This is a genomic window from Thermocatellispora tengchongensis, from assembly GCF_014202315.1.
GTDB lineage: Bacteria > Actinomycetota > Actinomycetes > Streptosporangiales > Streptosporangiaceae > Thermocatellispora > Thermocatellispora tengchongensis.
Window position 1 is genome coordinate 442,453 of the sequence record NZ_JACHGN010000001.1, and the last position, 24,790, is coordinate 467,242.

Consider the following 24,790-nt stretch of genomic DNA (forward strand, 5'->3'; position numbering starts at 1 on the left):
GCGCTGCCGTGGTACGACGGGCTCGCGTTCGCGCTGCTCGCGCTGGCCCCGGCCTCCGCGCTGGACGGGTTCCTGGTGGCCCGGCTGACCGCGCTCTCGCTGGCGTACCTGCCGGCCCGGGTGCTGGACCAGCCGCCCGACCTGCTGTGGCTGCGCGAGGTGGTCAGGGTGCGGGTCGCGCCGTGGGTTCTGCTGGCTCTGACGGTGGCTCTGGCCGTTTGGGCGTGGCGGCGGATGCGCCGGGGCCGGCGGGAGCCGGGGCGGCGAGCTGGAGCGCCCGGACCGACGCGGCCAGCGTCAGCGGCACCGCGACCGTGAGCGCCATCGCCGGGATCGCGATGCCGGAGTCGTTGGCCAGGAACCCGACGAGCGCGGTGGTCAGCACGCCGAACAGTCCGGCCCGCAGCGTGGGCGCACGGCCGTACGCGAGGGTCAGCGCCGCCGCGCCCCAGCGCGAGGGCCGGGCCAGGATCAGGTAGAGGAACGCCAGCGCGACCAGCGACAACACGGTCAGCGGCAGGTTGCCCAGCGTGCCGACCATCGCCGCCACCTTGCGGCCCAGCACCGGCCACGCCTCGCCGTCGAGCACCTGCTGGAAGAACGCCCCCAGGTGCGTACGCTCCCCGGCCGGGCGCAGCCAGTCGGCGAAGCTGATCGCGCCGATGAACGCCGCCGCGGCCACCCCGACCAGCACCAGCCGCGCCGGCGAGACCCGCCTGCCGGTGAGCAGCATCAGGAACACCGCCAGGCCGGGCACGAACGCCAGCACGCCGCCGAAGTCGGCGCCCCAGGCGGGCCAGCCGTCGGCGAAGACCGCCAGCAGCCCGTACGCGGCGCACAGCCCGGCCGCGAGCGCGCGCCTGCCCCGGGCGAGCAGGGGCCCGGCGACCCCGGCCAGGAACATGATCGTGGAGGTGGCGAACACCGCGAAGGCGATGTTGCCGAAGCCGTAGAACCGGGCGCCGGTCACCGGCTCGTACCCGGTGACCGCGTTGACCTGGAGCCGCGAGCCCGTCATGACGTCCAGCAGCAGCGCCAGCGAGGTGATCGCCGCCACGACGGTGAGCGGGCCGAGGACCGCCGAGCGCCACGGCCCGGCGAAGGCGAGCCCCGCGATGGCCCCGGCGAAGCCGAGGATGGTGGCGATCAGCCCGGCCATCGGGCTGCCCCAGCTCCACCACGGCACGAGCTGGGCCAGGAACGTCGAGATCGCGATGGCGCCGCTGACCACGGCCACGACCTGGGTGGCGACCAGCACCCGCGAGCCGCCCCAGCGCCGGCGCACGGCGACCGCGGCGAAGGCGTAGAAGAGCACCTGCACGATCACCAGCGCCAGGAAGAACGGGGCGCGGACCTCGCGCAGCACCTGGCTGGCCAGGTCGGAGTCGGCCAGCTCGGTCACGGTGGCCTGCGCGCCGCCGGGGCCGGCGCCGCCCGGGACCCACTGCCTGCCGACCACGCCCTCGGGCGCGGTCACGCCCAGCGTGCCGAGCGTGGTCGCGGTCAGGTCGGTCAGCGTGACCAGGGCGTCCTGGCGGGTGGAGGAGGCGGTGAGGTGGCCCTGCGGGTACGGCGCGCCGCTGGGCGAGGGCCCGGTCGCGATGGCGACGTGCAGATGGGCGGATGTGGAGATGTCGGAGATGCCGGCGACGAGGACCGTGGTCCGCGCCGGCAGCCGCGCCAGCAGCGCCCCGATCCTGCGGTCGGTCTCGCTCGCCGCCGCCTGCCGGGCCTGCTCGGTGGGCGGGATCGGCTCGCCGTCGCCGTCCACGCCGCCGCCGATCCACGCCTTGGCGAGGTTGTCGGCCTCCATCACGATCAGCGTGTACGGCGACAGGTCGCCCAGCGCCTCGGGCGTGGCCGCGTAGCGGGCGACGGTGCCCGACCGGTCGGCCGCGCCCAGCGCCGCGCCCGGCCCGATCGCCGCCACCCGGCCCCCGGTGTCGGCCACCGCCTGCCCCAGGGCGCCGATGGACGCGCCGAAGGACTGCTCGCGGTTGAAGCCGGCCAGGTTGCTCCAGCCCGGCACGGTGGCGCCGCCGCCGGGTGTGGCCTCGGGCAGCGGCGGCAGCCCGCACGAGGTGCCGGGCGCGCCCGCCCGCTGGCCCGCCGAGACGGTCAGCCAGCCGGCGATCGGGCAGGTGATGCTGCGGTCAGGGGGCGGGATCGCCCGGGTGGACATCGCCGCCGCGCCGCCCTCGCCCGCCAGGCGCCACAGGTTGGGCGTGCGCTCGCGGTCGATGTCGGACCACTCCAGGCCCGGCACCCCGACCAGCGCGACCCGCGCTGAGGGTGCGTGCCCGGTCAATGCGCCGCCCGAGGCGTGCGTGCCCGAGGCGTGCGTGCCCGAGGCGTGCGTGCCCGAGGCGTGCGTGCCCGAGGCGTGCGTGTCCAGGGCATGCGCGGGCAGGGCGTGCGTGTCCAGGGCGTGCGCGGGCAGGGCGAACAGGGCCGCGCCGAGCAACGCGGCGACGACCGACAGCGGCCACCATCGGCTCATGCGCCCGCGCAATCCTTGCCACCCACAGGCTCCACGGTAACCTCCGACCTCGTGACGACTGGCTCGGTACCGACCGGCCCGGCCCCGGCCGGCCCGCCGCCCGCCTCCCGGAACCCCGCACGGGCCTGGGTGTGGCTGCCCGCGCTGCTGCTCGTGGCCGCGGCGGTCGCGCCCCTGGTCGCGTACTGGCTGGGAAATCCCGACGATCAGCGGCTCGTCGATCTCGATGTGTACCGTACCGGGGGGAGGGCCCTTCTGGACGGCCGTCCGGTGTACGACTTCGTGACTCCGGCGCCGCAACTGCTGCCGTTCACCTACCCCCCGGTCGCCGCGATGCTGGCCGCGCCGCTCGCCTGGCTGTCCTGGCCCGCCGCGCAGTGGGTGTGGACGATCGGCGTCTTCGCCGCGCTCGCCGTGGCGGTCGCCTTCGCCTTCCGCCCGCTGCTGGAGGGCGTGCGCGAGCGCGGGGCCGCCTGGGTCCCGCTGCTGTTCGCCGCGCTCATGATCGCCTGCACGTACATGATGCCGGTACGCGACCAGGTGCGCTTCGGCCAGGTGGACATCCTGCTGGTCGCGCTGTGCCTGGCCGACTGCTTCGCCCGCCGCCCGTGGTGGCCCCGCGGCATGCTGATCGGCCTGGCCACCGCGGTGAAACTCACCCCGGGCGTGTTCCTGATCTACCTGCTGGTCACCGGCTTCGGCCGCGACGGCGACCCCGAGCAGCGCCGCACGCTCTACATGGCCACCTTCACGGCCACGCTGCTCACCGTGCTGCCCTTCCTGGTCATCCCGGCCGACGCCGCCGACTTCTGGTTCGGCGCGCTGCTCGACACCGGCCGGGTCGGCGCCAACAACGCCACCACCAACCAGTCCATCAACGGCATGCTGCTCCGGCTCTACCTGCCGGGATGGCTCACCACCGCGATCTGGGTCGCGCTGCTCGCGGCGGTCGCCTGGTACGGCTTCCGCCGCGCCCGCGCCGCGTACCTGTCGGGCGACCCGGCCACCGCGGTCGCGCTGACCGGCCTGATGGCCGTGCTGCTGTCGCCCGTCGCCTGGATCCACCACCTGGCCTGGATGGTCGCGGTGCTCGGCGCGCTGGCCGGGGCGGGCCGCGACCGGGTCAGGCTCCTGGTCGCCGCCGGGGCCTGGCTGTACTACGTGCTGACCATCCCGTGGTGGGGGGTCACGCTCCGGGCGGCCGAGATCCCGGTGCTCAGCCCGGTCGCGGGCCGCATCGTGCAGAACGCGTTCGGGCTGGGCGCGCTGGCCCTGGTCTGGGTGCTCGGCTCCTGGCTGCCCCGGCGCCGCGCGTCCGTGGAATCCGCCGATGCGCCCCGCGGCCGAGCCCGCGATTCGGCGGCGCCGGGCTGACACCGTCGTTACTCTTGGTAATGTGATGGTGACCATATGGGTGATCGTTGGCATGCTCGCGGGCGCGACCGGCATCGCCATCGGCCACTTCGCGCTGCGCGAGGCCAGGGCGGCGGTCGAGGAGTTCACCCGGGCCGCCTCCCGCCAGGCGGCCGAGGGCGCCAAGGCCGACCTGCGGGCCATCCGCGACGTCGCGGTGTGCCGCTACGACGCCCTGGAGGAGATGACCGGCCGGCTGTCGTTCTCCGTCGCCATGATCAACGGCCTGGGCGACGGGATCGTGCTGACCTCCATCAACGGCCGCTCCGAGACCCGCACGTACGTACGCCCGGTGCGCGGCGGGCGCGGCGTGCAGCCGCTCTCGCCGGAGGAGGAGCACGCCGTGCGCGCCGCCCGGCTCGGCCTGGGCCCCGAGGTCACCCCCGGCGCCCCACCGGCCACGCACGCCGCCGGAGCGGTGACATGAGGCCGGGGTGAGGTGAGGCCGGGGTGACATGAGGCCGGGGTGACATGAGCCGGGGGTGAAGTGGCGCCGGGTCGCAGATGAGGCCCGGGTGAAATGACCGGCCGCAGCGTGCCGAATGCCACAGACCCGGTGGGCACAGTGCCCTACCCTGGTGGTATGTCAAAACTCGCCTATCTGGGACCCGAAGGGACCTTCAGCGAGGAAGCCCTGCGGGCCCTGGCGCCGGAGGCCGAGCGTCTGCCGTGCCCCAACATCGGGGCGGCGCTCGAAGCCGCCCGGCGCGGTGAGGCCGACGGCGCCGTGGTCCCGCTGGAGAACTCGCTCGAAGGCGGCATCACGACCACCCTCGACGAGCTGGCCGGCGGAGAGCCGCTGCTCATCGCGGCCGAGCTGCTGCTCCCCGTGCGCTTCTCGCTGCTGGCCCGCCCCGGCACCGAGCTGGGCCACATCAAGCGCGTCATCACCCACAACGCCGCCCACACCCAGTGCCGCGGCTTCCTCGCCCGCGAGCTGCCCGACGCCGTCGTGATCGCCGCGGCCTCCACGGCCGGCGCGGCCCAGGAGGTCTCGCTGCCCGGCTCCCCGTACGACGCGGCCATCGCCGCCGCCATCGCCGGAGAGCACTACGGCCTGCACGAGGTCGCGGGCGGCATCGGCGACCGTGACGACACCGTGACCCGCTTCGTGCTGGTCCGCCGGCCCGGCCCGCTGCCCGAGCCCACCGGCGCCGACCGCACCTCCCTGGTGGTCTTCCTCGCCGACGACCACCCGGGCGCGCTGCTGGAGATGCTGACCGAGTTCGCGGTGCGCGGGGTCAACCTGACCCGCATCGAGTCGCGCCCCACCGGCAACGGCATCGGGCAGTACTTCTTCCACTTCGACTTCGAGGGCCACGTCGCCGACGCCCGCGTGGGCGAGGCGATCTCGGGCCTGCACCGCGTGTGCACCGACGTCCGCTTCCTGGGCAGCTACCCCCGGGCCGACGGCGTCGCCCCGCAGATCAGGCGGGGCACCGCCGACGCGGAGTTCGCCGAGGCCGCCCGCTGGCTGGCCAAGGTGCGTTCCGGCGACGTGTGAACCGGCGCGTGGCGGAATAGATGCGCGCGCCGGGGGCGAGCACGGGTAGCCTTTCGACCTGTGATTGACCTGCGTACCCTTCGTGAGGATCCCGACCGGCTGCGGGCGTCCCAGCGCGTCCGCGGCGCCGACAACTCCGTCGTCGATGTGCTGCTCGACCTCGACTCGCGCCGTCGCAGCGCCCTGAGCCGCTTCGAGTCGCTGCGCGCCGAGCAGAAGAGCGTCGGCAAGTCGGTGTCCCGCGCCTCCGGCGAGGAGCGGGCCGCGGTCCTGGAGCGGGCCAAGGAGCTGGCCGCGCAGGTCAAGAGCGCCGAGACCGAGGCCGACAAGCTCGGCAAGGAGCTCGACGACCTGCTGCTGACCGTGCCCAACATCGTCGAGGAGGGCGCCCCGGCCGGCGGCGAGGACGACTACGTCGTGCTGGAGGAGGTCGGCGAGCGCACCACGTTCGACTTCGAGCCGCGCGACCACCTGGAGCTGGGCGAGATGCTCGGCGCCATCGACATGGAGCGCGGGGCCAAGGTCTCCGGGGCCAGGTTCTTCTTCCTCACCGGCGTCGGGGCCCGGCTCCAGCTCGGCCTGCTCAACATGGCCATCCAGCAGGCGATCGAGAACGGGTTCACGCCCATGATCACGCCGGTGCTGGTCAAGCCCGAGTCGATGCAGGGCACCGGCTTCCTCGGCGCCCACGCCAGTGAGGTCTACCGGCTGGAGGAGGACGACCTGTACCTCGTCGGCACCTCCGAGGTGCCGCTCGCGGCGTACCACGCCGACGAGATCCTCGACGCCGCCACGCTGCCGCGCCGCTACGCCGGCTGGTCCTCCTGCTTCCGCCGCGAGGCCGGGTCGTACGGCAAGGACACCCGGGGCATCATCCGGGTGCACCAGTTCGACAAGGTCGAGATGTTCTCCTACGTGCGCCCCGAGGACGCCCACGAGGAGCACCTGCGCCTGCTGGCCTGGGAGAAGGAGATGCTGGCCAAGGTCGAGCTGCCCTATCGGGTGATCGACACCGCCGGCGGCGACCTCGGCACCAGCGCCGCGCGCAAGTACGACTGCGAGGCGTGGATCCCGAGCCAGGGCCGCTACCGCGAGCTGACCTCGACGTCCAACTGCACCGACTTCCAGGCCCGCCGGCTGAAGGTCCGCTACCGCGACGCCGACGGCAAGCCGCAGCACGTCGCCACGCTCAACGGCACCCTGGCCACCACCCGGTGGATCGTGGCCATCCTGGAGAACCACCAGCAGGCCGACGGCTCGGTCGTGGTGCCCAAGGCGCTGCGCCCCTTCGTCGGCCTGGACGTCCTCGAACCCGTCCGCTAGGGGTGCCGGCGGCGCCGCCACGTCATGATCGCGAAGGCCGGCGCGAGCGCCGCCGCCACCCCGGCCGCGATGAAGGTCGCCCGCTGGAACGGCGAGTGCCTTTCCAGCGGCGTGGCGGCCTCGGCCGACAGCGGCACCGGGTCCTTCTCGTCGGTGAAGCCCAGCCGCCGCCACGTGCCCGCCGTGTCGCGCACCGCCACGCCGTCACGCCGGTTCGCCACGACCACCACGTGCCCGCCCCCGGGCCGCGCCTGCACCGCCACGGACGCCGAGTACGCGTACGCGCCGTAGCCGTCGTAGACCTCCTCCACGAGGTATCGCTGCCGCTGGGGGGAGATCTCCCACACGGTCGTCCAGGTACGGCCCCCGTCGCGGCTCTCGGTGACCCGCAGCCGCTGCTCGCCCACCCGGTAGCAGTGGGCTGGCTCATCCGGCACGCACGCCCTGGTTCGGGGAACGGCGCGACGCCACGTCTCGCCGAGCGCCTCCTTCCGCGCCCAGGTCACGCCGCCGTCCCGGCTGGTCACGAGCCCGCCGTAGGTGTCGGCCACCAGCACGATCTCGCCGTCGTCGCGGACCTCGACGTGACTGGCGTCCATGAGCAGAGGCGCGGCCGTGGCGGTCACCGCGAGCACGGCCGGCGGCACCAGGAGGACGCCCCGCCGCCCGAAGGCCCGCCGGGACGCGCCGCCGCCCCGCCGTCCGCCCGCGCCGTCGCCCTGTCCGCCGGCGGCGGGGATCGAGTCCCGTGCGGCCCACCAGGCCGCCAGGAGGGCCGTGAGGGCCACGAGGTCGGTCGGGTCGGCGCGGACCCCGGAAGGCCCCACGAGCGCGCTCCAGGCCCACGAGGCGAGGGCCGCGCCGTCCTCGCTCGCCTTCACGGCCGCGAAGGCCGCCCCGACCGTGAGGATCGCCCCGGCCGCCAGGGGGCGCTCCCGTACGCGCCCGCCGAGCGGGAGCGCCATGAGCACGGCCAGCAGCGGCGGTGCCAGCACCAGGCCGGCGAAGTCGCTCAGCTTGCCGGTGACCGGCCCCGGCCATGCCTGCTTGAGCACGTGATCGTTGACCAGCAGCACGGCCAGCCCCGCCACGGTCACCGGGTGCCCCAGCCACTCCAGCGCCGCGCCCACGGCCCCGCGCCGCCCCGAGACCCCGCCCAGGGGCGTACGCCGCTCCACGTTCCGGTCGATGCCCGGCAAGTGGTCAAAGTTCCGGCAGGCGGCGCATCGTGGCGTACTCGTGATGTGCGCCTCAGGCGGTCAGGTAGCGCTGGAGGGTCGGGCCGAGCCAGGTCACGATCTGGTCGTGGGTCAGGGCCGCGACGGGCGGCAGGCGCAGGACGTACCGGCACAGGGCCATGCCGAGGATCTGGGTGATGACCAGGCCCATGCGCAGCGCGGCCTCCTCGGGGTCGGGCACGAGCCGGCGTACGACCGGGGCGAGCTGCTCGGCCATGATCTGCCGCATCCGCTCCACGGCCACCTCGCTGGTGACGGCGGTGCGCAGCAGCACCATCATGCCCTCGTCCTCCTCCCAGCGGAGCAGGAAGTGGCGGGCCAGGGTCGTGCCGACCTGGTCGCGGGGGAGCGCGGCGACGTCGGGCAGGCGCAGGTCGAAGTCGGCCGCCGCGGTGAACAGGCCCTCCTTGTTGCCGAAGTAGCGCATCACCATCGAGGGGTCGATCGCGGCGTCCGCGGCGATGGCCCTGATCGTGGCGCGGTCGTAGCCCTCGGCCGCGAAGCGCTCGCGCGCCGCGGCGAGGATCGTCGCCTTCGTCTCGGCTGAGGATCGTCGTGCCATGCCAACGAGTGTAGGCCAACGTCTGTTGACTTTCGGACCGATGCCAACATATGTTGGCCAACAACCGTTGGCATACACATCGTGGAGGTCGAGATGCTTCCGGAGACCACCGACGTCCTCGTCATCGGCGCGGGCCCGACCGGCCTGGCCGCCGCCTCCGCGCTCCTCCAGGCCGGGATCGACGTCACCGTGGTGGACGCCCAGGCCGAGGGGCGGAACACCTCCCGGGCGGCCGTGGTGCACGCGCGCACGCTGGAGGCGCTGGAACGGCTCGGCGTGTCGGAGGAACTGGCCGCGCGGGGCCTCAAGCTGTCCCGGTTCAGCATCAGGGACCGCGACAGGGTGCTGATCCCCGTCGGCTTCGGCGGGCTGCCGACGCGCTACCCGTACACGCTGATGATCTCCCAGGCCGAGACCGAGGCCATCCTGCTGGAGCGGTTCGAGAAGCTGGGCGGGCGGGTGCTGCGGCCGTACCGGCTGGTGCGGGCCGAGCAGGACGCCGCGGGCGTGACCGCGACCTTCGCCGGCGGCGGCACCGTGCGCGCCCGCTACCTGGTCGGCGCCGACGGCATGCACAGCACCGTACGCGAGCAGGCCGGCATCGCCTTCGAGGGCGACAGCTACCCGCAGTCGTTCGTGCTGGCCGACGTACGCCTCACCGGCGGGGCGCCGCGCGATGAGGTGACGCTGTACTTCTCACCCGCGGGTCTGGTCGTGGTCGCCCCGCTGCCCGGCGGCGTCCACCGGATCGTGGCCACGGTGGACGAGGCCCCGCAGGCGCCCGACATCCCGTTCGTCCAGGCCCTGCTGGACGCGCGGGGGCCGGCGAAGGAGCCCGCGGTGGTGCGCGAGATGGTGTGGAGCTCCCGGTTCCGCATCCACCACCGGGTGGCGGCCTCGCTGCGCGCCGGACGGGTGCTGCTGGCGGGCGACGCGGCCCACGTGCACAGCCCCGCGGGCGGGCAGGGGATGAACATCGGCATCCAGGACGCCCTGGCCCTCGCCGACGCCCTCGCCACCGCCCTGGAGGAGCCAGAGGCCGTCACGGAGGCCCACGTGGCCCTGGAAGGGGCCCACGCGGCGTCGAAGGGGGCCCAGGCGGCGTCGGAGGGGGCCCGCACGGCGGCCCTGGAGGCGTGTGCGGAGGCCCTGGAGGCGTACGCGGCGGCCCGCCGCCCTGTGGCGCTGAAGGTGGTCGCGCTGGCCGACAGGCTCACCGGGCTGGCCACCGTGGACGCCCGCGTGCGTCCGCTCCGCAACCTGGCACTGCGCCTGCTCGCCCGCGTCCCGGCCGTGCGGCGGCGGCTCGCCTGGAACCTGTCCGGGCTGGTCTACCGGTGAAGACACGCAACCGGTGAAGACACGGAACCGATGAGGACACGCGGCCGATGAGGACACGCGGCCGATGAAGACACGAAGGCGGGGTTCGCCCGAAGCGAACCCCGCCTTCTGTGTGTCAGTGGCTGACGTCAGAGCGCGCGGACCTGCGAGGCCTGCGGACCCTTCTGTCCCTGCGTGATCTCGAACTCGACTCGCTGGCCGTCCTCCAGGCTGCGGTAGCCGCTGCCCACGATCTCAGAGAAGTGCACGAAGACATCCGGCGCGCCGCCGTCCGGCGCGATGAAGCCGAAGCCCTTCTCAGCGTTGAACCACTTGACGGTTCCCTGAGCCATTAAAGCTCTCCCTCAGGATTTGAATCTTTGGGACTCACACCTCGTGAATCCCGGTGTGTCGTACAGCGGGGCCCCGGGGTGGCTCAGACAGTCAAGCTGGTTTTCACAACGGGATCAGCTAATACAACGCCATCACATCTAACACTATCCGGCCGCCTGGTGTTCCCGCCATCGGGAAGATTCCTCGACACGGGATCACAGGGCAGACTGGAACCTGTTATGGCACCACCGCGTATCGTCGCCACCGACCTGGACGGCACCGCGCTCCGCTCCGACGGGAGCGTCTCCGCGCGCACGGCCGCAGCCTTCGCCCGTGTCGAGCACGCGGGCGCCCTGCTCGTCTTCGTCACCGGACGGCCGCCCCGCTGGATGAAGGCGGTCGCCGACGCCGTGCGCCATCGCGGCGTCGCCATCTGCGCCAACGGCGCCCTGCTGTACGACCTGCGCGCCGAGGTCGTCATCGAGTCGCACCTCATCGAGGTGGACGTCCTGCGCGAGGTCGTCGAGTCGCTGCGGCGGCACGTGCCCGAGCTGGCGTTCTCGGTGGAGTACGAGGGCGGGTTCGCGCACGAGTCGGGCTTCGCGCTCGACGGGCTCGACCGCAACGCCGTCGCCGGGCTGCGTGTGGGGAAGACCACTCTCACCTCCCGGCCATGCGCCAAGCTGCTGGCGTTCCACCCGCGCATGGACGCCGACGCGCTCCAGGCCATCGTGGACGAGCTGGTCGGCCATCTCGTGCACGCCACCCACTCCAGCGGGCGCGGGCTGATCGAGATGAGCGCCCAGGGTGTGACCAAGGCGTCGGCGCTGGCCGCGCTGGCGCGGGCCAACCAGATCCCGCCGGACGATGTGATCGCCTTCGGTGACATGCCGAACGACCTGCCCATGCTGGCCTGGGCCGGCACCTCGTACGCCGTCGCCAACGCCCACCCGCGCGTGCTGGCCGCCGTCGACCACGTGACGACGGCCAACAACGACGACGGGGTGGCCCGGGTGCTGGAACGCCTGTACGCCGCGGCCTCCTGACCCTCTGCGGGCGCCTACAGGTAGGGGCCGGACGCGCGGGGGGCCTGGTGGTGCTGGTCGTCGCCGGCGGGAGTCATCCCGCCCGGCAGGGCCCGGCGCATCTGCTCAAGCTGCGCCCTGGCCGCCATCTGCTGGGCGAACAGGGTGGTCTGGATGCCGTGGAACAGCCCCTCCAGCCAGCCCACGAGCTGAGCGTGCGCCACCCGCAGCTCGGCGTCGCTCGGGGGAGTGTCGTCGTCGCCGGTGAAGGGGAGTGAGAGCCGCTCCAGCTCCTCCACCAGCTCGGGCGCCAGGCCGTCCTCCAGCTCCTTGATGGAGCTCTGGTGGATGTCCTTCAACCGCTTGCGGCTGGCCTCGTCGAGGGGCGCGGCCCGGACCTCTTCGAGAAGCTGGCGGATCATGCTGCCGATGCGCATCACCTTGGCGGGCTGCTCCACCAGCTCGGTGACCGAGCGCTCGTCATGCTCGCCGCCGTTGTTGTTCTCGCCACCGACCGCGACCCCCTGTGGCCCGACGACCACGATCTGCGGGGTGCTCTCCTCAGCGTTCATGAATCTCAACCTAACTCACCGAACCAGCAGGATCTTTCCGATGTGCTCCCCGGATTCCAGCACTTCGTGGGCTCGCGCGGCGTCCGCGAGCGGAATCCGGGAGTGGATCACGGGGCGGATCGCGCCGGCGCTCACCAGCGGCCAGACGTTGTCCACCACCCCTCGTACGATGACGCCCTTCTCGTCCACCGGGCGCGCCCGCAGGGTCGTGCCGTGCACCGAGGCACGCTTGCGCAGCAGCGCGCCCACGTCCAGCTCACCGCGGGTGCCGCCCTGCAGCCCGATGACGACCAGCCGGCCGCCGGTATTGAGAGCTTTGATATTTCCTGCGAGGTATTTCGCGCCAATGATGTCCAGGATGACGTCTGCCCGAATTTTCTGGGAAAAGTCGTCAGTGCGGTAGTTTACGCCCTCGTCAGCGCCCAGTTCCCGGCAGCGGGCCAGCTTCTCCTCCGACCCCGCCGTCACCGCGACCCGCGACCCGAACGCCTTGGCGAGCTGGATCGCCATCGTGCCGATCCCGCTCGCCCCGCCGTGCACCAGCAGGGTCTCGCCGCGGCGCAGCCGGGCCAGCATGAACACGTTCGACCACACCGTGCACGCCACCTCGGGCAGCGCCGCCGCGTCCTGCAGCGACACCCCCTCGGGCACCGGCATGAGCTGCTGCCACGGGACCGCCACCCGCTCGGCGTACGCGCCGCCGCTCAGCAGCGCGCACACCTCGTCGCCCACCTTGTAGCCCTCGACGCCCTCGCCGACCTCGCTGATCACGCCCGAGCACTCCAGCCCCGGGTACGGCGACGCGCCGGGCGGCGGCTCGTAGAACCCCTGGCGCTGCAGCAGGTCGGCCCGGTTCACCCCGGCCGCGACGACGTCCACGACGACCTCGCCCGGAGCGGGCTCCGGATCGGGGACCTCCCGCCAGGCGAGCACCTCGGGCCCGCCCGGCTGTGCGATGGCGATGGCATGCATGCGGTCACGCTATCCCCCTCGTCGGCCCCCGCGCGCGGGGCGTAGAGTGATTGCCGCGCCCCGCCGACGCGGGCACCCCTTCGACGCCGCCCCCGGTGCCGAAGTGCTGCCTGACGTGCTCCTCCGTGCCAACTTGGCGGTTGCCCGCGTTGACGTCACCGCGGGACGATAATCTGCATTGTGTTTGCTGCACCTTTTATGCCCAGCCCCTAGGGGGAAGCGCGGTGGCACGACACGATCGTGAAGATCCCCATTCGCTCGAAGAACAGCTCGCCTGGCTCGACGCGATCAAGGAGAACGAGGAGGCGCCGACCGGCTCGGTGACCGCCACGTTGGACGACACCGTGGTCTCGCCGTACCCGAAGGACCCCTGGGGAGCCATCCCCGCCGAGGCCGACCCCTCGCCCCCGCCCCTGTTCCGCGCCGCGGCCGACTCGGCGTACCCGGCCGCGGGCCCGGCCGAGACCGCCCCCGGCGGCGTACCGGCCGAGGAGCCCGCCCCCGAGGACGCCGACGCGGCGGAGTGGCGCGAGGCGTCCTCCAACCCCAGGGGCGCCTTCAGCACCCCCGAACCGCCCGCGCCCACGCCCTCGGCGTTCGGCGAGTCCCGCGGCGCGTTCGGCACAGAGCCCGCCTTCGGCACGGAATCCGCCTTCGGATCAGAATCCACGAGCGCCTTCACCACCGACCCCAAGGGCGCGTTCGCGATCCCCGAGCCCGGCCCCTCGGCCACCACCGGCTCCGGCACGACGACGTCCCCCGGTGACGACGCCTTCCTGGCGCCGCTCAAGCCGCTGCCCCGCCAGGAGCCGACGCGGCAGGAGACGACCGATCCGTCCCTCGCCCGCAGCGCTGCCACTGCGGCCCAGGAGCAGCACCAGCCCGCGGCGCCCAAGGCCCCGAGCAGGGGCCTGTTCGAGGAGCCGCTGCGCGAGCAGACCCCGAGCGCCCCGGCCTCCGACCCCATGCCGCCCGCGGCGTCCGCCGAGGAGCGGGGACACCTCACCGACCCGCCCGCCACCGAGTACGGTCGCGGCCGGGGCGCCGCCCACGAGGACGTCACCCGCGAGGACCTGAGCCGCGAGGCCCGCAAGGTCCGCGAGTCGCTGGGCGAGCCGGTCACCCGGAGCTGGGAGCCGGCCCAGCCCGAGGCCGGCGAGCCCGACTGGGGCCGCACGTCCCCCCGTCTCGACCCGCCGCAGCAGCCGGCCCCGCTGCCCGCCGCGCAGGCCGAGCCCACCACGCCCGCCGTACCCGCCGTGCCCAAGCCCGCCGCGCCCGCCCTGCCCCAGCAGCCCGCCGTGCCGCAGCAGGTGGAGCCGGAGCGCGAGCCGTACCAGGCCCGCCGCAGGCAGGCACCGCCGCCGCAGCAGGCGTTCGGCGCCCCGGCGCGGCAGGGCGGCGGCCGGAAGGCCGCCAAGGCCGACCTCGTCGGCGCCGGGGGCACCCCCACGGCCGACAGCCTCGACCCCGAGAGCCTGCTCCGCGGTCGGCGCAACGGCCCGTCGCGCGGCTGGCGCAAGCTCGTCTACAAGGCGTCCGCGGGCATGATCAAGCCGGGCGAGTCGCCGGAGGTGCGCCGCCGCCGTGAGCTGATCGCCCGTGCCCGCACCCCCGTCGCCACCGGGCACCACCGCGTGGCCGTGCTCAGCCTCAAGGGCGGCGTCGGCAAGACCACCAGCACGGTCGGCCTCGGCGCGACCCTCGCCCAGGTGCGCGGCGACCGCGTGATCGCCGTGGACGCCAACCCCGACCGCGGCACGCTGTCCGACAAGGTGGTGCTGGAGACCTCCGCCACCGTGCGCGACCTGCTCAACGAGCGCGGCCAGATCAAGCGCTACGTCGACATCAGGGCCTTCACCTCGCAGGCCCCCTCGCGCCTGGAGATCCTCGCCTCCGACCGCGACCCGTCGGTGTCGGAGGCGTTCAGCGCCGCCGACTACCAGGCCGTGGCGCAGGTGCTGGAGAACTTCTACTCCATCTGCATCACCGACTGCGGCACCGGCCTGCTCCACTCCGCGATGAGCGGGGTGCTCGGCCTGGCCGACCAGCTCGTCCTGGTCAGCTCCCCCTCGGTGGACGGCGCCCGCGCGGCCTCGGCCACCTTGGACTGGCTGGAGGCCCACCACTACGGCGAGCTGGTACGCGCGGCGACGGTCGTGCTGTGCAGCGTACGCCCGCGCTCGAAGTCGGCCGTGGACATCGACAAGCTGGAGGCCCACTTCGCGGCCAGGTGCCGCGCGGTGATCCGCATCCCGTACGACCCGCACTTGGAGGAGGGCGCCGAGATCGACCTCGACCGCCTCCAGGAGGCCACCCGCGACGCCTACCTCAAGCTGGCCGCCTGCGTCGGCGACGGCTTCGCGGCCCCGGCCCTGCAACCCCGCTAGCCGGTCCGGACCTTCGGGCGGTGGCGTCCGCAGCCACCGCCCGAGGCGTTCACGCGCCGCGCAGCGACTCCAGGATCCGGGTCAGGGCGGCCATGGTCTCGGGAAGGTCCTGAGGGTCGTCCGACTCGGCCAGGAACAGCGCGGCCTCGTTCACCGCGCCGGACAACAGGTGCGTCAACGGCCGTACCGGGCGGCGCGCGATGAGGCCCTGGTCCATCAGGCCGGTGAGGGCCTCGGCCAGATGGCGGGCGGAGGCGGCCTCGTCCATGGCCCGCCACTCGTTCCAGCCCAGGACCGCCGGGCCGTCGATGAGCATGATCCGGCGCACGTCCGGATCGGTGCTGGCCGTGAGGAAGGTCCGGCATCCCGCGGTGAAGTGCGTCCAGGGGTCGTCGTGCGCGTCGGCCGCCGCCGCCACCTTCCTGCCGATCTCGTCCTGAACCTCCCGCAGGACGGCCCGGAAGAGGTCCGCGAGGTGACGTTCGAGGCCGACTGGTACGTCAGCCTGCGCCGGCCGGGCGACCCGCCGTACGAGCTGGCCCTGCTCGACCACGGTCACCCGACCGTGCCCGAGGCGTACCGCAGGCCGGTCCAGGGCGTCCTGTTGAACTTCGAGGTCGAGGACGTGGACGCCGAGTGGGAACGTCTCGTCCTGGGCGAAGGGCTCACGGCCGAGCTGGATCTGCGCACCGAGGAGTTCGGCCAGCGGCACTTCATCGTGGCCGACCCCAACGGGGTGCTCATCGACGTGATCAAGGAGGTCCCGCCCGCCGCCGCGTACGCGGACAACTACGTCACGCGCTGACCACAGGGCGGCGCGGTGCTCCGCGGGGCTGGAGACCGGCCGCCTGCGACCCGGTGCCCTGAACCTCGAACTGCGTTGGACCTGTCGGGACCTGTCAGATCTCCAACGTGGCGGAGGGTGTGGGATTCGAACCCACGAGACCATCGCTGGCCTGGCCGCTTTCAAGGCGGCTGCACTAGTCCACTATGCGAACCCTCCGGGCACGACAGCCACTCTAGCGCCGCGGCGGCGGTTGTGAGGTCGGGCTGTTGCGGATGAGTCGGCTTTTGCCCCGGATGGCGTGAGGGCATACCTCCCCAAAGCTCGCCAAGCATCCTGCTGACCTGCATAATGGGCGATGGCGCGGCCCCGCGCCCGACCTCCTGACCGTACGCCCACGCCGTACGGCCCAGCGGAGGCAGAGGGGATCGATGTCCTCGGGGCGCCTGCCAGAGCGGTGATCGGGTGACATCCGGCTCTCCACGGGCGGAGCGTGTGCACGGGCGTGGGCGAGTGCGTACGCGTGCCGCCGTGACGGAGCGAAGATGACCGACCACAAGCACCTCAAGCGCCGCGTCCGCGCCCGCATGGCCAAGACCGGCGAGTCCTACACCACCGCCCACCGCCACGTGACGGCCCCACCCGCCGGCCATCGCGAGTCGTCCCTGCTCGCCCGGCTGCTCACCCGCTCCGGCGTCCACGCCTACGACGAGACGACCCTGTACGGCCTGGGCGGCGGCATCGGCTTCATGTACTTCGTGTTCGAGTACCAGGGCATGCACCCGTCACTGACGATCGTCGCCCAGGCGCACCCCGCCCCCATGATCCCCACGGCCCTGTCCCGCATCGGAGTGCCGTACGAGATCAAGCAGACGGGCTCAGCCCGGGTCGCCGAACGCACCCTCCGCGAAACCCTGGCCGAGGGCCGCCCCGCCATCTGCACCGTTGGCGCCTTCTCCCTGCCCTGGCGCCCCCGCCTGCCCTACCCGGACCCGCTGGACGTCGCCGTCCTCGCCCTGGAGGAACAGGACGGCACCACCGTCGTCCACCTGGACGACCCCCTCCCGGGCACGACGACCCCCACGAAGTGGACCATCCCCCTCCCCGATTTCATGACAGCGTGGTCGGCCCCCAAGAAGGACCGCCACCGCCTGATCACCATCCCCACCACCCCGGACGTCACCCCCGGCCCGAACGCCGCCCACGAGGCCGTAGCCGACACGGCCGCCAAACTCACCGGCCCCGTCCTGGGCAACGCCTTCGACGTGAACTTCGGCCTGTCGGGCATGGCCAAACTGGCCACCCACCTCGCCGACCGCCGCACCAAGGAGGGCTGGACCCGCAGGTTCTCCGACCCGGAGGCGTTCTTCACGGCGATGACCCGCCTGCACGCCTGCCTGGAAACCGACCACACCGCCCCCGCCGCCGGCCGCCCCCTCTACGCCGCCTTCCTGGACAGACTCGCCACGCACTCCGGCCCCACCCAAGCCCTCCACACCAACGCCCCTTCCTCTCCCGCCGCCACCCCGGAAAACACCACCCCGCCCCCACCCACACCCCGACCGGCAGGCACCCCCACGCCCTCACCGGCAGGCACCCCCACGCCCCCAACCCCCAACGCACTCCCCCCAACCCCCGCCGCACCCCCCGGGCCCGCCCGAACCACCCCCGCGCCCCAGCCCTCCTACCAGGCCGCGGCAAGGCTCTTCCACGAGGCCGGCGCCGTGTGGTCCGACATCGCCACAACCGCCATCGCCCACGAGGCGTTCACCCGATACCGCACCCACCTGGCTGAATTCCGCCAGTTCCTTCGCCAGCCCGGCACCCCGCAGCCCACCGCCGTGGCGCGCGCCCAGGACCTCTACACCCACCTGTTCGCCACAGCCGCCGCCGACGCCCACCTCCTGGCGTCCACCGAAACCCGTGCCACCATCCTGGCCACCCTCGCCGAGAAGGTCGCCCAAGCCCACCACCTTGAGTCCCAAGCCGTGGAACTCCTCGCCCCCCGCGTCCCCTGAGATCCCCGCACAGCGCCCCACGCACCGAGGCGAGGGCGGAAGATCGCCACCCCGCCCTCACCCGGACCTCGTCCACTCCCGGGCGCAGTAAGGGCAGGCGAACGGTGCGCCCGCATGCCCCTTGAGACGACCAGGACCAGCCACGAGTTCTCACGGCCTCAGGTCCGACGCGTTGCCCGCCGCCCGCCCGGCCTCACACAGCGGCAAGGACGGGCGGCCCCGCTACCGCCTTCGTGCACGCACAGGTGTTGCTCGCCCCGTGCGAGGCCACGCCACCGTCATCGTGCTCCCGGAGGCGCTGTTCGCCCCGTACGAGGTCCTCGCCATGGCCTCGTGCTCGCGCAGGTGTTGCTCGCCCCGTGCGAGGCCACGCCACCGTCATCGTGCTCGCGGAGGCGCTGTTCGCCCCGTCCGAGGTCCTCGCCACGGCCTTCGTGCTCGCGCAGGCGTTGCTCGCCTCGCGCGTCGCCACCGGTTGCTCGGCCAGGCAGGTCGCCCCCAAAAAGCCCACACCTCACTCGTACGGCTCGCTGGGCGCCTGGATCGGGTCCACGCTGATGGCGGAGATCTCCGGTGGGACCGTGCCCAGCGGCACGTTGTCCGACTTCGGGGGAATCCAGGTGCCGGTCACCTCGACCCAGGTGTCCGCAGGCGGCTGGTTCGCCCCTCTGACCGTGACCTTGAGCGGGAACGCGTCAGCCGCGCAGCACGCCAGTTGCATGCGGGTCACGTACCACTGGTTCTTCTTCTTGGCCGGGACCACGAACCCGGTGAGACGCACCTGCCGGCCGGTGAGGGTCTTGTTCTTGTCGCCCCAGGCGCGGCCGATGAACTCCCCGACGGTCATGTCGGTGGCGCGGTCGGCGGGCAACGGCTGGTACGCGACCGCCTCCGACGCCGCCGGGGGCGGGGGCGCGGTGTCGACGCGGGCCGCGGCGTACGAGCCGAGCGCGGGTGGTGAGATGAGGAACAGCGCGAACACCGGCAGGCACAGCAGCCACGCCACCTGCGGCACATGTGAGTGGTCGTGCCCCCCATGCCCGGCATGAGAGCCGGGGCCAGAAGCGGACGCGGAGGCGGAGACGGACGCGGCCGCCGAGCCCGACGTGGAGGCAGGAGCGGACGCGGAGGCCGAGTCCGACGCGGAGGCAGGAGCGGACGTGGAGACCGAGTCCGACGTTGAGGCCGTGGACGTCGCGGTGGATGCTGTCGTGTCGGCGGGCCGGCGCCAATCCCGGATCAGGCCGACCACGCCCAGCACCACCAGGACCGCCCCCGCCGCGATCAGAAAGGGCCGGAAGCCGGGTTTGACGTAGTTCAGATAGGTCGTGGAGAACGCGGAGATCCGCAGCACCGTGCCTCCGAGCAGCATGAGCACCAGGCTCTGTGACATGCGCTTCACAGCAGCACCCACCCCACCACGGCGCTGACCAGGACCGCGAGGCCGAAGGTCAGCGGAACGAACCTCACCGCGAACGAGCGGCCGAACGTGCCGATCTGGAGTGCGATGAGCTTGAGGTCCACCATCGGGCCGACGACCAGGAAGGCGAGCTGGGCCGTGGGCGAGAAGGTGTTCAGCGAGGCCGCCACGAAGGCGTCGGCCTCGGAGCAGATCGACAGCAGCACGGCCAGCAGCGCGAGCACCAGGATCGACAGCCACGGGATGCCCGCCACAGAGTCCAGCCACTCGCGCGGCACCACCACGTTGAGCGTCGCCGCGGCGAGCCCGCCCACCATCAGGAACCCGCCCGCGTGCAGCAGGTCGTGCCGCATGGCCGCGGCGAACACCGCGAGCTTCGACTCGCCCTCGTGGGCGTGCGGCCGGTTGCGCAGCCAGCCGGCCTTGCCGAAGCGCAGCCAGATCCACCCCGCGAGCACGGCCACCGCCAGCGAGGCGGCGAACCTGCCCACCACCATCATCGGCTCGTTCGGGAACGCCACCGCGGTGGCGACCAGCACGATCGGGTTGATCGCGGGGGAGGCCAGCAGGAAGGCCAGCGCCGCCGCCGGCGTGACGCCCCGCGCCATCAGCCCCGACGCGACCGGTACGGACGCGCACTCGCAGCCGGGCAGCACCGCCCCCGCGACCCCCGCCACCGGCACGGCCACCGCCGGCCGCCTGGGCAGCGCCCGGGTCCAGAACGAGGCGGGCACGAACGCGGCGATGGCCGCCGACAGCGCCACCCCGAACACCAGGAACGGCAGCGCCTGCACGCAGATCGCCACGAAGATCGTGGCCCAGGTCTGCAGCGCGGGCGAGGTCAGGTACGGCGCGAGCACCCACCGCCCGGCGAGCAGCACCACGATGACCGCGACGAACGCCCACGGGACGGCCACCCCGGCCGCCTCCCGCCGCCCCCAGTCGGCCGGTGGCACCGAGTCGTCGTCCCAGCCCCCGTCGCCCGCCCCACGCCCCGTACGCGCCCCCGACTCCTCCTCCGCAGACAGGGGCCGGCCGCCGGGACCGCCGGTGGAGCCCGGAACGTCAGAAGCACCAGGACCGCCAGAAGAGTCGTCGGGCGGCCTGTCGATGGTCACTCTGCCGGACATGCGCCTCATCCTGACAGAGCTTCGTCCCGCCCGTCCGGGAACCGACCGTTCCTGTGGATAACCCGCGCGCCCCACACGTCCCCTGTGGATAAAGGCGCTAAAGCTGGCTCAGCAGCCACCTGGGCCCGGTGACGCTGACGGCCGGGCCCACCGCGGTCACGCGCTCGCGCAGCTCCCGGTCGGCCGTCACCACCAGGACCCGCTCCCACGGCCGCCGGTCGCGCACCGCGGCCACGATGGCGTCGTCCCCGCTCCGCGGGGCGGAGATCACGCTCACCCCGTCAGGGGACTCGGCGTCGCGCGCGGCCCCCTCCACGACCGCCACGAAACGCGGATACCACGGATCGAGGGCCGCCATGTGCTCGGGCGGGGTGCGCAGGCCGTACCGCGCCAGTGCGCTCACCTCGGCGAGCAGGCGGGACGCCGCCCCCGCCCGATCCCGCCACCACCCGTGCTCCGCCCGCGCGCCCACGATGTTGGCCATGTCGAGCACGATCACCAGCGGGCACAGCAGCGGCCGGATGGCCGGCCACGTCTCCGCGAACCCCGGGTGCAGCCTGCGCTCGGTCACCTCGGCGAGCGGAATCCACCGCATCTCGGCGCTCTCGGCGTTGGCGGGCGCGGCGTCCAGCAGCGTCTGCGCCTCGGCGATGACCGTGCCGAACGACCAGCCGCCGTGGTCGTCGAGGTAGACGCCCTGCACGCGCAGCCCCTCGCCGCCGAGCGCCGCCTCCTCGCGCGCCTCGCGCAGCGCGGAGGCCACGACGTCCTCGTGACTGTCGCGCGCCCCGCCGGGCAGCCCCCACGTGCCGCCGTGATGGCTCCACCAGGACCGCTTCTGCATCAGCACGTGCGGCGTGCCGTCGTCGTCATGGTGCACCGCGAGCAGGCCCGAGGCGCCGTGCAGACCCCAGTGCCTGTGCCCTCGCCCGCACATGGCCCATCCGTCGCCGTCCTTGGCCGCCATGAATCCATCTTGCCGCAGCCAGGGCTTGGCTACGATGCATCCGGGATGGACGGCTCGCTCTCGCCGTTACGGCTGCCGTACGACGCCTTGCGGCTGGCGGCCGGGTTCTTCCTGCCCCTGGCCTTCTTCTACGCCCTCGCGGTGCTGGCCCACGACGCCGTGATCCTCCTGGCCGTCTACGTGGCCGAGCCGACCGGCTGGCGGGCGTACGCGGGATTCGGCGTGCTGAGCTTCGCGGTGCTGTTCACGCTCATGGGCTACATCGCGATGCTGAACACGCTCGGCCGCCGCGAGCTCGTGACCGAGACCTCCGTCCTCACCCTGGACGAGCGTGAACGCCGCCTCGTCGAGGCCCTCTCCCACACGCTCCTGCCGTTCCTGATCTTCTACGGCGCATGGGGCCTGTTCACCGACGACGTCAGGCGCTTCTACTCACTGTCGGTCGAGCTGGGCCCGCTCCAGGAGAAGGACGTCGTGGCCGAGGCCGAGACCCTGCTGCGCCTTTTCGACATCAACATCCTGATCGTCGTGCTCACGCTGGTCATCTTCCTGCTGAAGGTCGCGGTCGAGCGCCTGTACGCCGCCCGCCCGCTCAAGGTGCTGGGCGTGGCCACCAGCTCCCTGGAATGCCTGTGGATGTTCTACGGCATCATCTCGATCGGCAACTGGCTCGGCGAGATCCCCGGCTGGCTGAGCACCCGCGCGGCCTGGCAGGCGGCCCTCGGCCTCATCCCCGCGCAGGTCACCGAGGCGTGGCAGGCGATCACGCCGTACCTGCCCGACCCCAAGGACGGCCTGGTCCTGCCGCTGCTGTGGCTGGCGATCACCGCCGTCGTCTACAGCTCCGACGTCACCCGCGACGAAAAGGTCATCGAGGGCACCAAGGTCGAGGGCCGCGTCTCGGGCCTGTGGAACAAACTGCCCGCACACCTGCAAACGGCGACGGAGTTCCTGTCGCGCGGCATCCGCGACAAGTACGTCCCGCTGCTCAACGGCCTGCGCTTCGCCCTCGGCTCCGGCGCGGTGTTCTGCCTGACCTTCTGCGCCCTGTACGTCGCCCTCGACGCACTCGCCGACCTCGCCTTCCTCGGCGTGACCAGGCTGATCGGCCCGCACGAGATCCTGTGGTGGCAGATGTGGAACGGCGCCGCCGGCCTGCCCGTCGCCCTGGTCTTCGAGGTGCTGCGGGTGTGCCTGCTGGCCGCGGCCTTCGACCTGGCGCTCCAGCGCATCGCCGTACGCCGCGGGTCTACCGGTTCAGCCGAACCAGCCCCTGCTCCCACGTCGACACCCGCACCTCAAGCCCAAGAGACCTGAGCGCGTCCTGCGGCACGACGAAGACGGCCCGGATCGTACGCTCCTGGTTCAGCGGCAGCGGCACGTTCTCGTCGCGGTCCTTGACGATCACGCACCCGTACGCGTGCTGCCCGTCCTCCGGCACCAGATCCCGCCGAATCGTGGCCTTCCACCTGCGCCCGAGCCCGTCCACGGCGACGGCCGGACACGCGAGCCCCGCCTTGGGGTCGTCGAACCACTTCACGGCCTGCGCGGTGACCGGCTTGACGGAGTAGACGGCCACGGCGACCTTCGTACGCGGCGGGATCGGCCGGGCGCCTTGCTGCGGCACCCCCTCGGTGATGCTCTTCAGCCGCCACTCCATGCCCGCCATCACCGCCGCCCGTCCGGCCGAGGCCGTCACGATCTCACTGGCGGTCTTCGTGGAGACCTCGTACTTGTGCCGCCACGGCAGCACCCGCAACGCCACCAACGCCGGCAGGACCAGCAGCAGCCCGAGCGCGAACGCCAGATTCCGCTTCACAGCTCCCGCGTCCCCCCGATCACCAGCGCCGGCGCCGGGGCAGGCGTCCCCTTCACCCCCAGATCGATCGACGTGCCGCCGCCGAGCCACCGCAGCCCACGCTGCCCCTGCGTGAACACCTTCAACGTCACGCCCGCCACGGCCTGCGGCGGCACCTCGAACAGCAGCGGCCCGTGCACCGGCATGCCCGGCTGAAGCTCCACCTTGTCCAGCGTGCCGAGCGCGTCACTGGCGGCGTACACACTGCCCTCCGCCGTCTCCACCTCAACGCCTTGCAGTCGCAACGCCTCGGAGGTGGCCGCCGCGGTCGCCCAGACGACCATCCACACCCCCGGTGTGGTCATGGGCTCGCCCACGAACCCCAGCTCATCCTTGAACTGCACGGCCCGGGCGAACGCCACCCGCTCCGCCCGTACCACGAACTCCTCGGTACGCACCTGGCTCCCCAGCCCGCCCGCCGTCGTGATCGGCGCGTACTGCTCGGCCGGCCCCGGCGCCACCCGCTGCACCACGGCGATGACCGCCAGCAGCCCCACACACGCGACGACCCGCCACACCCGCGTCACCGCCGCACCCGCCCCGAGACGACCGCCAGATCCTCCCCGGGCCGCCACTCCGGCAGATCGGACCCGAACCCGCCCGTGTACTCCTCGTCCCGGACCCTGACGTCCACCCGCTCCGGCACAGGCACCCGCTCCGGCACCTTGTAGACGACCCGCACCGACTCCCCGAGCCCCGGATGAAGCTGCGAGCGCGAACTCCGCCCATCCCGTACGACGGTGGCGCCGCTGATGTCCCCGAACCGATTCATCTCATAGCCGCCGACCCGGACGAACAACGACGCGGTCAGATCCCGTACGGTCGCGGGCAGCCGCGACACGTTCTCCACCTTCAGGTCGAGAACCAGAAACCGCCCCGGCTCCGGATCGCCAAAGGAGGGCAGCGGGTCCACGGTGGCATAAGCCGCCCCGCGCACATCAAGCGCGAACCGCTGCCCTTCGACGATCGTCCCGAACCCGATCCGATCGACCTTCTCGGCCGCGGCCTCCAACCCACCCGCCCGCCAGACGATCGTGACCCCGACAGCGAGCAGCAGCGTCAAAGCCGCACCGACGATCCACCGCCGGCGCGAGCCACCGCCCTCCGCAGGACTCACGCGCGGCATAGTAACCGCCCACCCACTCACACCGACAAGAAACCCGCGCGCCCTTGCGCGGCCGCGTGGTGGTGCGGGCTGCTGACCCACCCGCCACCCCCGCCCTACCGGGCGGGCCCCTCACGTCCGTCGTGGCTGGGGTGCGGTGGGCGGCTGCGGGTCCGTGGCTCCGGACAGGCGTGGGCCTTTGTCCCGGCGGTCAAGCGCTCTGAGACCGTCGAGCACCCGGATGTGTGAAAGGGCATGAAAGAGCCCCGCCAGGCGCCACCTCAAGACCCTGGCGGGGCCGGCCACCCACAGCCGCGGAAGACGACACGCGGTCCATATGGGGGCGTTTCGGGGGC

Annotated in this window: 23 protein-coding genes and 1 tRNA gene; 10 read left to right on the forward strand and 14 right to left on the reverse strand. The window is 72.9% G+C overall.

Annotated features, from left to right (window positions below):
- Nucleotides 1-163 precede the first annotated feature (163 nt).
- On the reverse strand, nt 164-2,500 hold the full coding sequence (locus tag HNP84_RS57035; RefSeq protein WP_246517706.1) for a hypothetical protein: 2,337 nt from the start codon (nt 2,498-2,500) through the stop codon (nt 164-166).
- Between the two features lie 51 nt (nt 2,501-2,551).
- Between HNP84_RS57035 and HNP84_RS02245 the strand changes: the two genes are divergently transcribed.
- From HNP84_RS02245 to serS, 4 genes are all read left to right on the forward strand, one after another.
- Nucleotides 2,552-3,874 (forward strand): glycosyltransferase 87 family protein, encoded by a 1,323-nt coding sequence (locus HNP84_RS02245; RefSeq protein ID WP_312923439.1) that lies wholly within the window; start codon nt 2,552-2,554, stop codon nt 3,872-3,874.
- A gap of 25 nt (nt 3,875-3,899) precedes the next feature.
- Complete coding sequence (locus HNP84_RS02250) at nt 3,900-4,340, forward strand: DUF4446 family protein (protein WP_185047862.1); 441 nt, start codon at nt 3,900-3,902, stop codon at nt 4,338-4,340.
- 156 nt (nt 4,341-4,496) lie between these two features.
- Nucleotides 4,497-5,417 carry a prephenate dehydratase gene (gene pheA / locus HNP84_RS02255; protein WP_185047602.1) on the forward strand — a complete coding sequence of 307 codons (921 nt, stop codon included), beginning with the start codon at nt 4,497-4,499 and terminating at the stop codon, nt 5,415-5,417.
- 60 nt (nt 5,418-5,477) lie between these two features.
- Nucleotides 5,478-6,740, forward strand: coding sequence for a serine--tRNA ligase (gene serS / locus HNP84_RS02260; RefSeq protein ID WP_185047603.1), 1,263 nt, complete (start codon nt 5,478-5,480; stop codon nt 6,738-6,740).
- On the opposite strand, the gene HNP84_RS02265 is transcribed toward serS, so the two are convergent.
- Both HNP84_RS02265 and HNP84_RS02270 read right to left on the reverse strand, forming a co-directional pair.
- Nucleotides 6,737-7,939, reverse strand: coding sequence for a beta propeller repeat protein (locus HNP84_RS02265; protein ID WP_185047604.1), 1,203 nt, complete (start codon nt 7,937-7,939; stop codon nt 6,737-6,739). The genes serS and HNP84_RS02265 overlap by 4 nt on opposite strands.
- Nucleotides 7,940-7,991: 52 nt before the next feature.
- The gene (locus HNP84_RS02270; RefSeq protein ID WP_185047605.1) at nt 7,992-8,540 is read right to left on the reverse strand and encodes a TetR/AcrR family transcriptional regulator; all 549 of its coding nucleotides are present in this window, start codon (nt 8,538-8,540) and stop codon (nt 7,992-7,994) included.
- A gap of 81 nt (nt 8,541-8,621) precedes the next feature.
- Here HNP84_RS02270 and HNP84_RS02275 point away from each other — a divergent pair, with 81 nt between their 5' ends.
- A complete protein-coding gene (locus HNP84_RS02275) occupies nt 8,622-9,881 on the forward strand; it encodes an FAD-dependent oxidoreductase (protein ID WP_221335740.1) in 1,260 nt (419 codons plus the stop codon).
- Nucleotides 9,882-10,009: 128 nt separating this feature from the next.
- Here the strand turns inward: HNP84_RS02275 and HNP84_RS02280 are convergent, their stop codons facing one another.
- Entirely contained in the window at nt 10,010-10,213 is a 204-nt protein-coding gene (locus HNP84_RS02280) for a cold-shock protein (RefSeq protein WP_185047606.1), read from the reverse strand.
- A 219-nt stretch (nt 10,214-10,432) separates the two neighbouring features.
- Between HNP84_RS02280 and HNP84_RS02285 the strand changes: the two genes are divergently transcribed.
- On the forward strand, nt 10,433-11,239 hold the full coding sequence (locus HNP84_RS02285) for an HAD family hydrolase (protein WP_185047607.1): 807 nt from the start codon (nt 10,433-10,435) through the stop codon (nt 11,237-11,239).
- 14 nt (nt 11,240-11,253) lie between these two features.
- Here HNP84_RS02285 and HNP84_RS02290 read toward each other — a convergent pair whose 3' ends face one another.
- Together HNP84_RS02290 and HNP84_RS02295 are read right to left on the reverse strand one after the other, a co-directional pair.
- Entirely contained in the window at nt 11,254-11,790 is a 537-nt protein-coding gene (locus tag HNP84_RS02290) for a bacterial proteasome activator family protein (protein WP_185047608.1), read from the reverse strand.
- A gap of 15 nt (nt 11,791-11,805) precedes the next feature.
- Complete coding sequence (locus tag HNP84_RS02295; protein ID WP_185047609.1) at nt 11,806-12,762, reverse strand: NAD(P)H-quinone oxidoreductase; 957 nt, start codon at nt 12,760-12,762, stop codon at nt 11,806-11,808.
- 224 nt (nt 12,763-12,986) lie between these two features.
- On the opposite strand from HNP84_RS02295, the gene HNP84_RS55820 reads away from it, so the two are divergent.
- Nucleotides 12,987-15,152 (forward strand): MinD/ParA family ATP-binding protein, encoded by a 2,166-nt coding sequence (locus HNP84_RS55820; RefSeq protein ID WP_312923444.1) that lies wholly within the window; start codon nt 12,987-12,989, stop codon nt 15,150-15,152.
- Nucleotides 15,153-15,201: 49 nt separating this feature from the next.
- Here HNP84_RS55820 and HNP84_RS02305 read toward each other — a convergent pair whose 3' ends face one another.
- Nucleotides 15,202-15,570, reverse strand: a complete 369-nt coding sequence (locus HNP84_RS02305; RefSeq protein WP_376771811.1) for a TetR family C-terminal domain-containing protein — start codon at nt 15,568-15,570, stop codon at nt 15,202-15,204.
- Between the two features lie 18 nt (nt 15,571-15,588).
- On the opposite strand from HNP84_RS02305, the gene HNP84_RS02310 reads away from it, so the two are divergent.
- A complete protein-coding gene (locus HNP84_RS02310; RefSeq protein ID WP_246517767.1) occupies nt 15,589-15,957 on the forward strand; it encodes a VOC family protein in 369 nt (122 codons plus the stop codon).
- Nucleotides 15,958-16,065: 108 nt separating this feature from the next.
- On the opposite strand, the gene HNP84_RS02315 is transcribed toward HNP84_RS02310, so the two are convergent.
- Nucleotides 16,066-16,155: transfer RNA gene (locus tag HNP84_RS02315), tRNA-Ser, on the reverse strand.
- Nucleotides 16,156-16,481: 326 nt separating this feature from the next.
- Between HNP84_RS02315 and HNP84_RS02320 the strand changes: the two genes are divergently transcribed.
- On the forward strand, nt 16,482-17,954 hold the full coding sequence (locus HNP84_RS02320) for a BtrH N-terminal domain-containing protein (RefSeq protein WP_185047610.1): 1,473 nt from the start codon (nt 16,482-16,484) through the stop codon (nt 17,952-17,954).
- A gap of 514 nt (nt 17,955-18,468) precedes the next feature.
- Here the strand turns inward: HNP84_RS02320 and HNP84_RS02325 are convergent.
- The 3 genes from HNP84_RS02325 to HNP84_RS02335 all read right to left on the reverse strand — a co-directional run bounded on the left by HNP84_RS02325 (nt 18,469) and on the right by HNP84_RS02335 (nt 21,471).
- Nucleotides 18,469-19,347: a TIGR03943 family putative permease subunit gene (locus HNP84_RS02325; RefSeq protein ID WP_185047611.1), complete on the reverse strand. Its 879-nt coding sequence runs from the start codon at nt 19,345-19,347 to the stop codon at nt 18,469-18,471.
- Between the two features lie 5 nt (nt 19,348-19,352).
- Complete coding sequence (locus HNP84_RS02330) at nt 19,353-20,504, reverse strand: permease (RefSeq protein WP_185047612.1); 1,152 nt, start codon at nt 20,502-20,504, stop codon at nt 19,353-19,355.
- Between the two features lie 97 nt (nt 20,505-20,601).
- Nucleotides 20,602-21,471: an NUDIX hydrolase gene (locus HNP84_RS02335; protein ID WP_185047613.1), complete on the reverse strand. Its 870-nt coding sequence runs from the start codon at nt 21,469-21,471 to the stop codon at nt 20,602-20,604.
- Nucleotides 21,472-21,516: 45 nt separating this feature from the next.
- On the opposite strand from HNP84_RS02335, the gene HNP84_RS02340 reads away from it, so the two are divergent.
- Complete coding sequence (locus HNP84_RS02340) at nt 21,517-22,788, forward strand: hypothetical protein (RefSeq protein ID WP_185047614.1); 1,272 nt, start codon at nt 21,517-21,519, stop codon at nt 22,786-22,788.
- On the opposite strand, the gene HNP84_RS02345 is transcribed toward HNP84_RS02340, so the two are convergent.
- The 3 genes from HNP84_RS02345 to HNP84_RS02355 are packed head-to-tail and all read right to left on the reverse strand — an operon-like array spanning nt 22,721 to nt 24,446.
- A complete protein-coding gene (locus HNP84_RS02345; RefSeq protein ID WP_185047615.1) occupies nt 22,721-23,290 on the reverse strand; it encodes a hypothetical protein in 570 nt (189 codons plus the stop codon). The genes HNP84_RS02340 and HNP84_RS02345 overlap by 68 nt on opposite strands.
- On the reverse strand, nt 23,287-23,856 hold the full coding sequence (locus HNP84_RS02350) for a hypothetical protein (RefSeq protein ID WP_185047616.1): 570 nt from the start codon (nt 23,854-23,856) through the stop codon (nt 23,287-23,289). The genes HNP84_RS02345 and HNP84_RS02350 overlap by 4 nt, the downstream gene beginning before the upstream one ends.
- Nucleotides 23,853-24,446 (reverse strand): hypothetical protein, encoded by a 594-nt coding sequence (locus HNP84_RS02355; protein ID WP_185047617.1) that lies wholly within the window; start codon nt 24,444-24,446, stop codon nt 23,853-23,855. The genes HNP84_RS02350 and HNP84_RS02355 overlap by 4 nt, the downstream gene beginning before the upstream one ends.
- Between the last annotated feature and the right edge of the window lie 344 nt (nt 24,447-24,790).

Coding starts and splice junctions, on each gene's coding strand:
- HNP84_RS57035 (WP_246517706.1), bottom strand. CDS start 2,500: ATGAGCCGATGGTGGCCGCTGTCGGTCGTCGCCGCGTTGCTCGGCGCG.
- HNP84_RS02250 (WP_185047862.1), top strand. CDS start 3,900: ATGGTGACCATATGGGTGATCGTTGGCATGCTCGCGGGCGCGACCGGC.
- pheA (WP_185047602.1), top strand. CDS start 4,497: ATGTCAAAACTCGCCTATCTGGGACCCGAAGGGACCTTCAGCGAGGAA.
- HNP84_RS02270 (WP_185047605.1), bottom strand. CDS start 8,540: ATGGCACGACGATCCTCAGCCGAGACGAAGGCGACGATCCTCGCCGCG.
- HNP84_RS02280 (WP_185047606.1), bottom strand. CDS start 10,213: ATGGCTCAGGGAACCGTCAAGTGGTTCAACGCTGAGAAGGGCTTCGGC.
- HNP84_RS02285 (WP_185047607.1), top strand. CDS start 10,433: ATGGCACCACCGCGTATCGTCGCCACCGACCTGGACGGCACCGCGCTC.
- HNP84_RS02290 (WP_185047608.1), bottom strand. CDS start 11,790: ATGAACGCTGAGGAGAGCACCCCGCAGATCGTGGTCGTCGGGCCACAG.
- HNP84_RS02295 (WP_185047609.1), bottom strand. CDS start 12,762: ATGCATGCCATCGCCATCGCACAGCCGGGCGGGCCCGAGGTGCTCGCC.
- HNP84_RS02320 (WP_185047610.1), top strand. CDS start 16,482: ATGACCGACCACAAGCACCTCAAGCGCCGCGTCCGCGCCCGCATGGCC.
- HNP84_RS02325 (WP_185047611.1), bottom strand. CDS start 19,347: ATGTCACAGAGCCTGGTGCTCATGCTGCTCGGAGGCACGGTGCTGCGG.
- HNP84_RS02330 (WP_185047612.1), bottom strand. CDS start 20,504: ATGTCCGGCAGAGTGACCATCGACAGGCCGCCCGACGACTCTTCTGGC.
- HNP84_RS02335 (WP_185047613.1), bottom strand. CDS start 21,471: ATGGCGGCCAAGGACGGCGACGGATGGGCCATGTGCGGGCGAGGGCAC.
- HNP84_RS02340 (WP_185047614.1), top strand. CDS start 21,517: ATGGACGGCTCGCTCTCGCCGTTACGGCTGCCGTACGACGCCTTGCGG.